Origin of the sequence: Rhizobium sp. PEPV16 (genome assembly GCF_008919455.1) — a bacterium.
Taxonomy (GTDB): domain Bacteria; phylum Pseudomonadota; class Alphaproteobacteria; order Rhizobiales; family Rhizobiaceae; genus Rhizobium; species Rhizobium leguminosarum_Q.
The window spans coordinates 1-305 of record NZ_VSZV01000004.1 but is presented as its reverse complement, the minus strand read 5'-3'; the positions used below and the strand labels follow the sequence as shown (position 1 = coordinate 305).

1 pseudogene is annotated in these 305 nt (G+C 63.0%); it reads right to left on the bottom strand.

Annotation, left to right across the window (positions count from 1 at the left end):
- Nucleotides 1-257 (bottom strand): annotated as a pseudogene (locus FY112_RS00025) (carbohydrate ABC transporter permease); the annotation flags it as partial.
- Nucleotides 258-305 lie beyond the last annotated feature (48 nt).

Below are 305 nucleotides of genomic sequence, written 5' to 3'. Positions count from 1 at the left end.
CCGCTGCGAATGCCGACGCAGACAGTTCCCATGCAGGCGCCCGACCAGGCGGTCACCCAGGCGGAGAAATCGAGCGTGGCCGGCAGGGCAAAGATCTGCCCGAGCCGGATTTCGTCCATGGACTTCAGCGAGGTGACGACCATGGTGTAGAGAGGCAGAAGGAAGAAAAGTGCGGCGATGAAAAGGAAGGCATAGAGGCCGATGCGCCCGGCGGTGATCTGTGCCGGCTTCGGGCCGTTCGGATGAGGACGGGCCATCACGCAGCCCCCTTTGCTTTGTCACGCATGTGCATCGCGTAGCGGAAC